Origin of the sequence: Nocardia abscessus NBRC 100374 (assembly GCF_000308455.1) — a bacterium.
Classification (GTDB): domain Bacteria; phylum Actinomycetota; class Actinomycetes; order Mycobacteriales; family Mycobacteriaceae; genus Nocardia; species Nocardia abscessus.
Window position 1 is genome coordinate 260,329 of the sequence record NZ_BAFP01000139.1, and the last position, 12,454, is coordinate 272,782.

The window sequence follows — 12,454 nt, forward strand, 5'->3', positions numbered from 1 at the left end:
CGAGGCAAGCGAACCCGGCCCGACCGGCAGACCGGGTACCGCCGAATCGGGCGCCAGAGCGGCGGAAGACGACCCGGACGCGACCCGCATGCAGGTGAGAAGTACGGACACCACCGCGGGCACGGGCGCGGGAAACCGCGAGCCGGACCTCGACCCGGCCGGACGCCAGGAAGCACCGCCGCCAGAGGCGGACCAGGATGTCGAACAACCGGCGCGCTCCACCGACGACATTCCCGGCACGGTGGCAGTAGACGCAGAGGAGACGGCGTCGCAGGCCGAAGAGGCGGAGCAGGACAGAACTCGGCGAACGACGTCCGAACCCACATCCGCCCCACTGCGCACCTCCGGCCGCAGCGTGCGCACCGCGCGGACCCGGCCTGCGGTGCGGCGGCTCGGCGCGGGACTGGTGCCGATCCCGACGGTGACGCCTGCGGACCCTCGCGACGCCGTCCTCACCGACGCGGTGGTCTCGGAGGGCAGGCGATTCTGCTGGCGCTGCGGCAAACCGGTCGGCCGGGCGACGGCGACCCGCCCCGCGACCACGGCGGGCACCTGCGCGACCTGCGACGTGCCCTTCGACTTCCGCCCCACGCTGAGGCCCGGCGATATGGTGGCCGGACAGTACGAGATCCAAGGCTGCATCGCCCACGGCGGACTCGGCTGGATCTACCTGGCGATCGACCGCAACGTCAGCGACCGCTGGGTCGTGCTGAAAGGCCTGCTGCACAGCGGGGACGCCGAAGCGCAGGCGGTCGCCATGGCCGAACGCCAGTTCCTCGCCGAGGTGGCGCATCCCAGCATCGTCAAGATCTACAACTTCGTCGAGCACACCGGCGCGGACGGCACACCGGTCGGCTACATCGTCATGGAGTACGTGGGCGGCCGGTCGCTGCGTGACATCCTCGACGCCTACGAACGCCCGAAGCGCATGCCGGTCACCGAGGCGATCGCCTACCTGCTGGAGATCCTGCCCGCGCTGGAGTACCTGCACTCGACCGGGCTGACCTACAACGACCTCAAGCCGGACAACATCATGGTCACCGAGGACCAGGTCAAGCTCATCGACCTCGGCGCCGTCGCCACCATCGAGGCCTACGGAAACCTGTACGGCACCAGGGGCTTCCAAGCTCCGGAGATCGCGCGCACCGGCCCGACCGTCGCCTCGGACATCTACACGGTGGGGCGCACGCTGGCCGTGCTCACGCTGAACATGCCTTCGGAGCACGGACGTTATCTCGACGGTCTGCCCGACCCGGCCGAGGAAACGGTGCTGGCGCGCTACGAGTCCTTCCATCGTCTGCTGCTCTGCGCCACCGATCCGGATCCCCAGCGCCGCTTCCCTTCCGCCCGCGCGATGTCGGCCCAGCTGTCGGGCGTGCTGCGCAAGATCCTCGCGCTGGAGACCGAGACCGAGCACCCGCAGCTGTCCACCGTGTTCACTCCGCCCCGGGCGAGCTTCGGCACCGAGGAGCTGATCAGCCAGACCGACGCCTACGCCGACGGCCGGCCGCGCAGCAGCTTGCTCGACGCTCTCGATGTGGTGGCGGGGTTGCCGATCCCGCTGCTCGACCCGGCCGAGCCGTCCGCGCCCCTGCTCTCGGCCGCGGTGCATCCCGAGCCCGCGCACGCGCTGGAAGCGCTGCGCAACGCCCGCGATCGAGCCGATACCGATCCCGCCAACGCCCCGGAAACGCTCGATCTGGAACTCACCCTCGCCGAGGCGCGCGTGCGGCTCGATCTGCGCGAGTCGGCCACGGTCCTGGATCTGCTCGCACGGCTACCCCAACGAGAATGGCGGGTGAGCTGGTATCGCGGTATGGCCCAATTGCTCGACCGGGAGTATGAGCGCGCGTTCACGAATTTCGACGAGGTCTTCCGGGTGCTTCCCGGCGAACTCGCCCCCCAGCTCGCACTCGCCGCCACCGCCGAACTCGTTCTGCAGCATTGGGACTCGTCGGATCCCGAACAGTGGCGCGCCTACGCGGAAAAGGCGTACGAGACCGTCTGGCGCACCGACCGCACCGTGGTGAGCGCCGCCTTCGGGCTGGCCAGGCAACTGGCCACGGACGGCCGGGTGAACCAGGCCGTCCAGGCGCTGGACGCGGTGCCCGCCGCGTCGCGGCATTTCACCACCGCGCGGATGACCGCCGTGCTGCTCATGCTCACCGCCGCGCCGGTGGCCGACCTCGACGAGGCCACCCTGCACATCTCGGCGTCGCGGGTGCGGAGCCTGCCCGCGGGCGAGAGTCGCGCGGTGCAGATGCGGGTGCTGGTCCTCGGCGCCGCCTTGGCGTGGCTGCAGGCGGGCAACGTGCCGAAGCGCCCCGATGCCACGCTGTTCGGCGTGCCGTTCACCGAACGCGAACTGAGGGCGCGCACCGAGACGAACCTGCGCACCCTGGCTCGCGGGGCGCCCGACCGCAAGCATCGATACGCGCTCGTCGACCTGGCCAATTCGATTCGCGCGAAGACCTGGATCTAGTCGAGCCGGTCGACCACCTGTCGCGCGGCACGGGCGATGGCCAGTTCCTCGTTCGTGGGCACCACCAGCACCGCGACCGGTGCGTCCGGCGGGGAGATCCGCCGTGCGGCACGGTTTTCCGCCGTGTTGGCCGCCGGGTCCACCTCGATGCCGAACCGGGCCAGGCCCGCCAGGGCGTCGGCGCGAACCTGCGGGCTGTTCTCCCCGACCCCGGCGGTGAAGGTGATCGCGTCGACGCCGCCGAGCTCTATCAGGTACGCCCCGAGATAGCGCCGCAGCCGATGAACGTACACGTCGTAGGCCAGCCGGGCGGCTTCGTCACCGGTCTCGATGAGGCGGCGCAGTTCGCGGAAATCGTTCACGCCGGACAGGCCTTTGATGCCGGAATCCCGGTTGAGCAGCGTGTCGATCTGATCGATGTCCAGGTGCGCGGACCGCGCGAGATGCGCGACGATGCCGGGATCGAGATCACCCGGCCTGGTGCCCATCACCAGACCTTCCAAAGGGGTGAGGCCCATGCTGGTGTCCACCGGGCGCCCGCCGCGGATGGCCGAAGCCGACGCGCCGTTGCCCAGGTGGAAGACGATCTGGTTCAGCTCGCCCGGGTCGCGCCCGAGCAGCTCGGCCACCCGGCCGGACACGTACTCGTGCGAGGTCCCGTGGAATCCGTACTTCCGGATGCCATGCGCGGCGGCCACTTTGGCATCGATGGCGTAGGTCTTGGCGGCGGCGGGCAGCCCGTGGAAGAACGCCGTGTCGAACACGGCGACCTGCGGCGCGTCCGGCAACAGCGCACGCGCGCTCTCGATCCCGGCGAGGTTGGCCGGGTTGTGCAGCGGCGCCAGCGCGGACAGGTCCGATATCGCGGCGGCCACGTCGTCATCGATCAGGGTGGGCCGGTAGAACACCTCGCCGCCGTGCACCACGCGATGCCCGACCGCACGCACGCCCTCCCGCCGCAGATCGTGGCCCGTCGCGGCGAACATCTCGAAGACCAGCCGCAACCCGGCGGTGTGGTCGGCGATCGGCTCGCGGCGCTCGGTCGACTCGCCGTCGGCGCGATGCTGGATCACGCTGTCGTCCTCGCCGATGCGCTCCACGATCCCGGACGCGGCGACCACGCTCGACTCCGGGTCGAGGAGCTGATACTTGATGGACGACGAGCCGGAGTTGATCACCAGCACGAAGTCCTCGGCCGTCTCGCCCATTACGCCTCCTGTATCCCGCGTGGCGACCGCACCCGGCGGGGCAACCACGCTCGCTCAGCAACCACGATCACGACGCGATTGTTCCGCGCCGCCACGCGGACGCGCCGCAGCGGACAGCGCCCGCATCAGCCCTCCTGCGCCTGGATGGCGGTGATCGCCACGGTGTTGACGATGTCGGCCACCAGGGCGCCGCGGGACAGATCGTTGACCGGCTTGCGCAAGCCCTGCAGCACCGGCCCGATCGCGATCGCGCCCGCGCTGCGCTGCACCGCCTTATAGGTGTTGTTGCCGGTATTGAGATCGGGAAACACGAACACGGTCGCGCGCCCGGCGACCTCGGAATCGGGCAGCTTGGTATCGGCGACGGTCGGTTCGATCGCGGCGTCGTACTGGATCGGCCCCTCCACCGGTAGCTCCGGCGTGCGCTCACGCACCAGCTTGGTCGCGACGCGCACCTTGTCCACGTCCGCGCCGCTGCCCGATTCGCCGGTCGAATACGACAGCATCGCGACCCTGGGTTCGATGCCGAAGCGTTCGGCGGTCGCCGCGGAGGAGACCGCGATGTCGGCCAGCTGCTGCGCCGTCGGGTCCGGCACGACCGCGCAATCGCCGTACGCGAGCACCCGGTCGGCCAGGCACATGAGGAACACGCTGGAGACGGTGGCGACACCCGGCACCGTTTTGATGATCTCCAACGACGGCCGGATGGTGTGCGCCGTGGTGTGCGCCGCACCAGAGACCATGCCGTCGGCGATTCCCTTGTACACCATCATGGTGCCGAAATACGAGATGTCGGCCACGGTTTCGCGGGCCCGCTCCACCGTCATGCCCTTGTGTTTGCGCAGTTCGGCGTACTCGGCGGCGAACTCGTCCAGGTAGCCGGAGCTATGCGGGTCGAGCACCTCGGCGGCGGAGATGTCCACCCCGAGTTCGGCGGCGCGGGCGCGCACGGTCGTCTCGTCGCCGAGGATGACCAGGTCGGCGATCTTGCGCTGGAGCACCCGTCCCGCCGCGCGCAGGATGCGGTCGTCGTCGCCTTCGGGCAGCACGATGCGCTTGCGATCGGCTCGCGCGCGCTCGATGAGCTGGTATTCGAACATCTGGGGCGTGATCACCGAGCTGGGTGGAACGTCGATGCGCCGCAACAGCTCCACCGCGTCGACGCGTTCCTCCATCAAGGCCAGAGCCGTGTCGACCTTGCGCGGGTTGCCCGCGGACATCCGGCCGCGGGTGCGGTAGGCCGCGCCCGCGGTGTCGTAGGTGCCGAGGTCGGTGGTGAGAATCGGCAGCTTGGGCTTGAGACCGGTCATCAGCCGCGCCACCGCGGGATGCGGCAGCAGGCCACCGTTCATGATGATGCCCGACAGCGACGGGAAGCCCTCCGCCTCATGCGCGTTCACGACGCTGAGCAGCACGTCGGACCGATCGCCCGGCGCGATCACGACGACACCCTCGACCAGCCGTTCCAGGATGTGCTCGGCCGTCATGCCGCCGACCATGATCTTCAGCGCCTCGCGGTGCAGCAATTCCGGGTCGCCGCTGTACATCTCGCCGTCGATGGCGGTGCACAGCTCGGCCATGGTGGGCGCGATCAGCAGGGGAACCTCGGGCAGAGTCCAGGAGGGGACCTCCAGCGCACCCAGCACGGCGGCCACCTCGTCCAAGCCCTGCGGCTCACAGCGGTTGGCGATGATCGCGACCAGCTGCGCGTGCTCGTGGGCCAGCTCGGACGCGCACAGTTCGGCCAGTTGCCGCACCTCGTCCGGAGTGCGGCCCGCGCCGCGGACCACCAGCAACACCGGGGCGCCCAGATTGACCGCGATCCGCGCGTTGAAGCGCAGCTCGCTGGGGCTGGCCACGTCGGTGTAGTCGCTGCCGACCACGACCACCGCGTCGCACAGCTTGGCGACCTCGTGGAAGCGCTGAACGATCTCGCTGATCGCCGCGTCCGGGTCGGCGTGCACCTGCTCGTAGGTGGTGCCGATCGCCTGCGCGTAGTCGATGTCGGCCGTACTGTGCTCGAGCAGCAACTCGAGGATGTAGTCGGGCTCGGTGGTCGAGCGCGTGATCGGGCGGAAAACCCCGACCCGCGCGGTGGTCGCGCACAGCATCTGCAGTACCCCGAGGGCCACCGTCGACTTGCCGGTGTCGCCTTCGGGTGAGGCGATGTACACGGCGGATGGAGCGTTGTCGGCCATGTCCGAGAGCTTAGTGAACCAGGGGCAACCGAGCGGCGCGTGCGAGCCTCGTCACCGGCCGCCACGCACCGAGCGGTCTCGGCGCTCTTCGCCGCGGGACAGCGGCTGAAGCCGCGGTGGCCCGTGTCCCGCGCCGCTATAGTCCGGGCATGGCTGAGCATTTTCCGGATCGGCAGTGGGGTTCGCGCACCAACCTATTCGCCCGCACGGCAAGTAGATTTGCGGCTACCAAGGCCGGGTCCCGGCTCGTCCGCGCCATCACCCCGCTGGATCGGGCGGTCCTGGAACGCACCGGCGCCAAGTACACCCTGCTCGGCCCGATCGGCGCACCGGTCATCCTGCTCACCACCATCGGCCGTAAGTCCGGGCAACCGCGCACCCAACCCCTGCTGTACGTGCACGACGGCGACACGCTCTACGTGATCGGCAGCAACTTCGGCCAAGCTCACCACCCGGCCTGGACCGCCAATCTGCTGGCGAACCCGACAGCCACGGTCGCGATCGCGGGCGAACGCATCCGAGTAACCGCCACCCCGGTCGAAGCCCCCGACAAAGACCCGGTCTTCCAGCGCTTCGTAGACATCACCGGCGCCTACGCCGCCTACCGCACCCGCACCACCCGCGACCTCCGCATCTTCGCCCTCCAGCGGGCGTGACCCACGAGTGGCACACCACTGCGGCATCGGTCGAGTAGACCTCTCCGTGGTGTGCCACTCGTGGAGGTCAGGACAGGGCGCGCAGGCGGGGGGCCAGGTCGCGTTGGAAGAGGGAAAGGAAGCGGCGCTGGTCGTGGCCGGGGGCGTGGAAGACCAGGTGGTTGAGGCCGGCGTCGAGGTAGGGCTTGATCTGGGCGACGGCTTCGTCGGGGTCACTGGCGACGATCCAGCGCTTGGCGATCTGCTCGATCGGCAGCGCGTCGGCGGCGGTCTCCATCTCGATCGGGTCGGTGATGCTGTGCTTCTGCTCCGCGGTGAGCGAGAGCGGGGCCCAGAACCGGGTGTTCTCCCTGGCCAGTTCCGGGTCGGTGTCGTAGGAGAGCTTGATCTCGATCATCCGGTCGATGCCGTCGACGCTGCGTCCGGCCTTCGCCGCGCCCTCGGCGACGGCGGGCATCAGCTTCTCGGTGTAGAGGTCCATGCCCTTGCCCGAGGTGCAGATGAACCCGTCGCCCGCACGGCCGGCGTACCGTGCGACCAGCGGACCGCCCGCGGCGACGTAGATCGGGATGCCGCCCTTGGGCACGTCGTAGATGGAGGCGCCGACGGTCTTGTAGTACTGGCCGTCGAAATCCACGCGGTCGCCGGTCCACAGCGCGCGCATCAGGTCGACGGCCTCCCGCAGGCGCGCGAAACGCTCCTTGAACTCGGGCCATTCGCCGGTGTATCCGGTGGCGATCTCGTTGAGCGCCTCACCGGTGCCGACCCCGAGCATGACCCGGTCCGGGTACAGGCAGCCCATGGTGGCGAATGCCTGGGCGATCACCGCGGGGTTGTAGCGGAACGTCGGGGTGAGCACCGAGGTGCCGAGCTGGATGCGGTTGGTGCGCTCGCCGACCGCGGCCAGCCAGGCCAGCGAGAAGGGCGCGTGCCCGCCCTTGTGCCGCCACGGCTGGAAGTGGTCGCTCACGGTGGCGCTGTCCAGGCCGTGTTCCTCGGCCAGCACCGCGATCTCGACGAGTTCACGGGGGCCGAACTGCTCCGCCGATGCCTTGTATCCGAGCTTGAGTTCGCTCATCTGCCACGCTCCTCGCGTTTCGTTTCGCCGCCATCGCGATCCGTCCTCGACAGTAGCCAACGCCGCCGCCCTCCGCGCCGACGGCCTGGACGCGGATGATCTTCGTAGCGACATGGTCGTGAGCTCACTCGACCGGCCACAGCAGGAGAACGCCGCCACCGGGTCGAAATGTTCGTCGGTGCAGGGGTGCGACCGGCACATACCGGTCGTTCCGGTTTCGGTCACGGGGCGATAGCGGATAATGGCCGCGTGACCGCAGACGACGAGCCGATCCTGTCCTACTTGACCGATATGGACGGCGTGCTGGTGCACGAGGACCACCTCATCCCGGGCGCCGACAAGTTCCTCGCCGAACTGCGCGCCAATGAGACGCCGTTCCTCGTGCTGACGAACAATTCGATCCGCACCCCGCGCGATCTGCAGGCGCGGCTGCGCCACACCGGCCTCGACATCCCGGAAGAGGCGATCTGGACCTCCGCGCTGGCCACCGCCACTTTCCTGAACGAACAGCGTCCCAACGGAACCGCTTACGTGGTGGGCGAATCCGGGCTCACCACCGCACTGCACGAGATCGGCTACGTGCTCACCGACAGCGACCCGGACTACGTCGTCCTCGGCGAGACCCGCACGTATTCCTTCGAGGCGATCACCACCGCGATCCGGTTGGTCGAGCGCGGCGCCCGTTTCATCGCGACCAACCCCGACCCGACCGGGCCGTCCCGGGACGGCTCACTGCCCGCGACCGGCTCGGTGGCCGCGCTGATCACCCGCGCCACCGGCCGCGATCCGTACTACGTCGGCAAGCCGAACCCGCTGATGATGCGCTCGGCGCTGCGCCGCATCGGCGCGCACTCCCAGTCGACGGTGATGATCGGCGACCGGATGGACACCGATGTCATCTCCGGCCTGGAAGCGGGCATGCGCACCATCCTGGTCACTTCGGGCATCTCCACCCGCGCGTCCTTCGAGGCCTACCCCTACCGTCCGACCATGGTCGTGGACTCCGTCGCCGACCTGATCGGTAAGACGAAGTCCCCGTTCACGGACTGAGCGGGGCGTCCGCGGCGATCGCCTCCATCGCCGCGGACAGCTTGGTGAGCATCTCGACCGTGAGCGCGAGTTGCTCGCGGCCCAGCTCGTCCACGAGCCGTTCGGACATCACCTTGTGCTGCGGGTCGATGCGGCGGACCGCGGCCAGGCCCGCCTCGGTGACTGCGACGAGTTTCGCTCGGCGGTGGGCGGGATTGGGACGGTATTCGGCAAGCCCCTTGTCCACCAGGAGATCCGCGATGCGCTGCACGCTCTGGCGGGTGATGCCCATCTCGCGGGCGATCCCGGCGACGGGCAACGGCGCCCGCAGCACCGCGCCGAGCACCTGCCACCAAGCGGCGGTCAGACCCGCCGGTCGCGCCAGTTCCTCGGCCACCGCGAGGAACTGGCCGTTCAAACGGAACGACGTGATCGCCGTCGTGGCGAACAGCTCCTGTTCGCTGTTCATGCCGCACCTCCCGAGGCTCGCGTCGGTGACCCGGCCGACCGGATCACCGACGATTCTCGCTCACGCATGCTGCGCGTCGTATTCCGCGAGCACCGCCCATCCGGCCGGGTCGGCGTGTGCGAACAACCGGTACCAGCCGTCCAGCACATGCGGCTCGTACACGCCGAGCCGGCCGAGCACCTCGCGCGCGAATTCGAACGGGGCGCTCGCACTGGCGGTGATCACGTCGCCGTCGGTGACGGCAGGCGCCTCGACATAGTGGTCGGCGCCTGAGTACCCGCTGTAGAGCAGGAATTCCGCGACATTGCTGGTGTGCTTGCGGGTATCGAGCAGGCCCGCCTTGGCCAAGCCGAACGTCGCGCCACAGATCGCGGCGACCGGGACACCGGCGGCCACGAACTCGCGCGCCTTGTGCGTGAACGGATCCAATTCCGTTCCCTCCCAGGTCTCCGCCCCCGGCAGGATCAGCATCGCGCTGTCGGCGGGTGTGAGATCGGCGAGCACGACGTCCGGCACGATGCGCATCCCACCCATCGTGGTGATCGGCTCCGCACTCAGGCCCACCGTCTTCACCTGCCACGTTCCCGGCTCCCGATGCCAGCTCGGCTTGTTGATGTGCGCGGTGGCCGCGCCCACCTCCCAGTCGGCGAGGGTGTCGTAAACGGCCATGTGCACTGTCTTCGTAAGCATGACAGTATGCTGTCATATTTGACAGGATACTGTCAACACCCAGCCGCTGTGTCGGGTCGGGTACGAAGCGGGACGACACGGCGAAGCGGCAACTACGCTGGGGTCATGCGAATCTCGGTGGCGGCGGACGAGCGGGTCGGGGTGGCCGAGGAACTGGTCGGCGAGCTGGGCAAGCGCGGTCACGAGATCGTGCTGCACGGCGCGCTGTCCGCCGAGGAGCGTGACGACTGGGCATGGGCCAGCGAAGCGGCGGCCCGTGACGTGGCTCGAGGCCACACCGACCAGGCGATCGTCTGCTGCTGGACCGGCACCGGTGCCTCGATCGCGGCCAACAAGGTCCCCGGCGTGCGCGCCGCGCTCTGCGCGGACGCCTCGACCGCGGCGGGCGCCCGCACCTGGAACGACGCCAACGTCCTTGCCCTGAGCCTACGTTCGACCTCCAGCGCCGAACTCCGCGAAATCCTCGACGCCTGGTTCACCACCGAACCGAGCGCAAGCCCCGACGACCAGGCCAACATCGCCCATCTCGCCGAAATCGAGCGGCACCCCTGACACCATTCGCGTCCCGCCCACGGGCGCCACGACAAGCGCGACACGCCCTCGCGTAGGAAAGACGTGCGCGGCCACGCAATGAAACCAGCCGACACCGCCCGGACAGCGCGCGTCGCAGAGGTCCTGTCCGGCTGATTCGAGCACCGCGGTACCCCTCCCAGCGGGTACTGGTGCTCCACTTCATGACCTGGTCACAGCCGCATACCGAGCGGAGAAGCCGCGCGCCAGACCACAAGTGGGCCGCTCGAGCAGGGACCGGCCACGCCGCCCCGGCGGCGGTTGATCTGCGCCGCCGAGGCGGATCAGGAAAGGGCGTGGTCGAGGTCGTCCAGGAGGTCTTCGACGTCTTCGAGGCCCACCGAGATGCGCACGACGCCGTCGGTCAGGCCGATGGTGGCCCTGCCTTCGGGGCCCATGGCGCGGTGGGTCGTGGTAGCCGGGTGTGTGATCAGGGACTTGGCGTCGCCGAGGTTGTTGGAGATGTCGACGATGCGCAACCCGTTCAGTACTTCGAAAGCGCGCTTCTTCGCCTCGTTTTCGGGGGCGTTCAGCTCGAAAGTGACCACGGTGCCGCCTCCGCTCATCTGACCGGTGGCCAGCGCGTGCTGCGGATGCGATTCCAGGAACGGGTATCGCACCCAGCTGACGGCCGGGTTGCTCTCCAGGAAGCGGGCGATGCGCAGGGCGGACTCGGCCGAATGGCGCACCCGCAGCGGCATCGTCTCCAGACCCTTGAGCAGTGTCCACGCGTTGAACGGGCTCAGCGCCGGACCGGTATGGCGCATCAGCGTTTTCACCGGCCCGTCGATGTAGTCCCGCGAGCCCAGAATCGCGCCGCCCAGCACGCGGCCCTGCCCATCGATGTGCTTGGTGCCCGAGTAGACCACCACGTCGGCGCCGAGCTCGAAGCCACGTTGCAGCAGCGGAGTGGCGAACACGTTGTCCAGCACGACCTTCGCACCCGCCGCGTGCGCCAGCTCGGTTACCCGGCGCACGTCGACCAACGTCTGCATCGGATTGGCGGGCGTCTCGAAGAACACCGCCTGGGTGGGCACCGACAGCGCCTGTTCCCACTGGTCGAGATCCTCGCCGTCGACGAAGACGGTCTCCACGCCCCAGCGCGGCAGGATCTCGTTGCACACCACGAAGCACGAGCCGAACAGGCTGCGCGCGGCGACGAGCCGGTCGCCCGCGCTCAGCAGCGCGCCCAGCGCCGTGAACACCGCGGACATGCCACTCGCGGTCGCGAAGCACGCTTCGGCGCCGTCGAGCAGGCGCATCCGCTCCTCGAACATGGCCACGGTCGGGTTGCCGTAGCGGGAGTAGACGAAGTGCTCGACCTCGCCGGTGAACGCGGCCTCGGCGGCCTCGGCGCTCTCGTAGACGAAGCCGGAGGTCAGATACAGCGCCTCGGCGGTCTCCTCGAAACCGGAGCGCCGCAGCCCGCCGCGCACGCCGAGCGTCGCGGGGCCGACGCCGTCGGGCAGCGGCTTGTCGAACGCGCCGCCGGTGATCACGACTGCCGCCAGGGCAATCCGAGGGCACGCCAGCCCGCGCCGCCGCGATGCCCGAATTCGTCGAGCGGGCCTTCGAAGCCCTCGAGCACGTTGTAGGAGGAGCGGTAACCCGCCGACGTGGCGGTGATCGCCGCGCCCACCGAACGCTGGCCGGAGCGACAGAGGAAGACGACGGGAGCATCGGGGTCGTGACGGTCGAGCGCCTGCTTCAACTGCTCGACGAACGCCTCATTGCGCGCACCCGTCGAGTCGACCCACTCGATCAGCACGGTCGGCCGTTCGATCGAGCTCGTGTCGGGGACGCCGACGAACCTCCATTCCGCTTCCGTCCGCACGTCCACCAGGACGGCTTCGGGATTGTCCCGCAACAGTTCCCATGCCTGCTGCGGAGTGATGTCACCGGCATAACTCATGTGCACCTCCTGCGAATCCGCACTTGCCGCGCCCGGGACCGGGGCGCCGCCAGGTCGTCACCCGGAGCACCCCACCGCGGAGGAGGGTTGCCGACCAGTAATGCCGGGGCTTGACACTGGTTCTCATGACCTTCGACTGAGATTGCACCGACCCGGGTCACC

At 69.2% G+C, this 12,454-nt stretch carries 11 protein-coding genes and 1 riboswitch; of the genes, 4 read left to right on the forward strand and 7 right to left on the reverse strand.

The features are described from left to right. The first annotated feature begins 88 nt into the window (after window positions 1-88). Entirely contained in the window at window positions 89-2,482 is a 2,394-nt protein-coding gene (locus ON19_RS28795) for a serine/threonine-protein kinase (protein ID WP_083899694.1), read from the forward strand. Here ON19_RS28795 and ON19_RS28800 read toward each other — a convergent pair. Continuing rightward, window positions 2,479-3,690 (reverse strand): acetate kinase, encoded by a 1,212-nt coding sequence (locus tag ON19_RS28800; RefSeq protein ID WP_043699463.1) that lies wholly within the window; start codon window positions 3,688-3,690, stop codon window positions 2,479-2,481. The genes ON19_RS28795 and ON19_RS28800 overlap by 4 nt on opposite strands. Window positions 3,691-3,815: 125 nt before the next feature. After that, window positions 3,816-5,888 (reverse strand): phosphate acetyltransferase, encoded by a 2,073-nt coding sequence (gene pta, locus ON19_RS28805; protein WP_043699464.1) that lies wholly within the window; start codon window positions 5,886-5,888, stop codon window positions 3,816-3,818. A 149-nt stretch (window positions 5,889-6,037) separates the two neighbouring features. Here pta and ON19_RS28810 point away from each other — a divergent pair, with 149 nt between their 5' ends. Continuing rightward, window positions 6,038-6,544 (forward strand): nitroreductase/quinone reductase family protein, encoded by a 507-nt coding sequence (locus ON19_RS28810; protein ID WP_043699465.1) that lies wholly within the window; start codon window positions 6,038-6,040, stop codon window positions 6,542-6,544. Between the two features lie 67 nt (window positions 6,545-6,611). On the opposite strand, the gene fgd is transcribed toward ON19_RS28810, so the two are convergent. After that, entirely contained in the window at window positions 6,612-7,622 is a 1,011-nt protein-coding gene (gene fgd / locus ON19_RS28815; RefSeq protein ID WP_043699468.1) for a glucose-6-phosphate dehydrogenase (coenzyme-F420), read from the reverse strand. Window positions 7,623-7,913: 291 nt separating this feature from the next. Here fgd and ON19_RS28820 point away from each other — a divergent pair, with 291 nt between their 5' ends. Beyond that, the gene (locus ON19_RS28820) at window positions 7,914-8,672 is read left to right on the forward strand and encodes an HAD-IIA family hydrolase (RefSeq protein WP_086006741.1); all 759 of its coding nucleotides are present in this window, start codon (window positions 7,914-7,916) and stop codon (window positions 8,670-8,672) included. On the opposite strand, the gene ON19_RS28825 is transcribed toward ON19_RS28820, so the two are convergent. Together ON19_RS28825 and ON19_RS28830 are read right to left on the reverse strand one after the other, a co-directional pair. Then, window positions 8,662-9,120 carry a MarR family winged helix-turn-helix transcriptional regulator gene (locus ON19_RS28825; RefSeq protein ID WP_043699469.1) on the reverse strand — a complete coding sequence of 153 codons (459 nt, stop codon included), beginning with the start codon at window positions 9,118-9,120 and terminating at the stop codon, window positions 8,662-8,664. The two genes, ON19_RS28820 and ON19_RS28825, sit on opposite strands and share 11 nt — an antisense overlap. Before the next feature lie 60 nt (window positions 9,121-9,180). Continuing rightward, the gene (locus ON19_RS28830; RefSeq protein WP_043699470.1) at window positions 9,181-9,810 is read right to left on the reverse strand and encodes a type 1 glutamine amidotransferase family protein; all 630 of its coding nucleotides are present in this window, start codon (window positions 9,808-9,810) and stop codon (window positions 9,181-9,183) included. Between the two features lie 105 nt (window positions 9,811-9,915). Between ON19_RS28830 and ON19_RS28835 the strand changes: the two genes are divergently transcribed. Then, window positions 9,916-10,362, forward strand: a complete 447-nt coding sequence (locus ON19_RS28835; protein ID WP_043699474.1) for an RpiB/LacA/LacB family sugar-phosphate isomerase — start codon at window positions 9,916-9,918, stop codon at window positions 10,360-10,362. 302 nt (window positions 10,363-10,664) lie between these two features. Here ON19_RS28835 and ON19_RS28840 read toward each other — a convergent pair whose 3' ends face one another. Together ON19_RS28840 and ON19_RS28845 are read right to left on the reverse strand one after the other, a co-directional pair. After that, window positions 10,665-11,879: an O-succinylhomoserine sulfhydrylase gene (locus ON19_RS28840; RefSeq protein ID WP_043699477.1), complete on the reverse strand. Its 1,215-nt coding sequence runs from the start codon at window positions 11,877-11,879 to the stop codon at window positions 10,665-10,667. Continuing rightward, a complete protein-coding gene (locus ON19_RS28845) occupies window positions 11,876-12,292 on the reverse strand; it encodes a rhodanese-like domain-containing protein (protein ID WP_043699480.1) in 417 nt (138 codons plus the stop codon). The genes ON19_RS28840 and ON19_RS28845 overlap by 4 nt, the downstream gene beginning before the upstream one ends. A gap of 14 nt (window positions 12,293-12,306) precedes the next feature. After that, window positions 12,307-12,423: riboswitch (SAM riboswitch) on the reverse strand. Window positions 12,424-12,454 lie beyond the last annotated feature (31 nt).

Bases quoted from the DNA above. Each gene is read 5' to 3' on its own strand.
- ON19_RS28830 (WP_043699470.1), bottom strand. From the start codon at position 9,810: ATGCTTACGAAGACAGTGCACATGGCCGTTTACGACACCCTCGCCGAC.
- ON19_RS28825 (WP_043699469.1), bottom strand. From the start codon at position 9,120: ATGAACAGCGAACAGGAGCTGTTCGCCACGACGGCGATCACGTCGTTC.
- pta (WP_043699464.1), bottom strand. From the start codon at position 5,888: ATGGCCGACAACGCTCCATCCGCCGTGTACATCGCCTCACCCGAAGGC.
- ON19_RS28835 (WP_043699474.1), top strand. From the start codon at position 9,916: ATGCGAATCTCGGTGGCGGCGGACGAGCGGGTCGGGGTGGCCGAGGAA.
- ON19_RS28845 (WP_043699480.1), bottom strand. From the start codon at position 12,292: ATGAGTTATGCCGGTGACATCACTCCGCAGCAGGCATGGGAACTGTTG.
- ON19_RS28820 (WP_086006741.1), top strand. From the start codon at position 7,914: ATGGACGGCGTGCTGGTGCACGAGGACCACCTCATCCCGGGCGCCGAC.
- ON19_RS28795 (WP_083899694.1), top strand. From the start codon at position 89: ATGCAGGTGAGAAGTACGGACACCACCGCGGGCACGGGCGCGGGAAAC.
- fgd (WP_043699468.1), bottom strand. From the start codon at position 7,622: ATGAGCGAACTCAAGCTCGGATACAAGGCATCGGCGGAGCAGTTCGGC.
- ON19_RS28800 (WP_043699463.1), bottom strand. From the start codon at position 3,690: ATGGGCGAGACGGCCGAGGACTTCGTGCTGGTGATCAACTCCGGCTCG.
- ON19_RS28810 (WP_043699465.1), top strand. From the start codon at position 6,038: ATGGCTGAGCATTTTCCGGATCGGCAGTGGGGTTCGCGCACCAACCTA.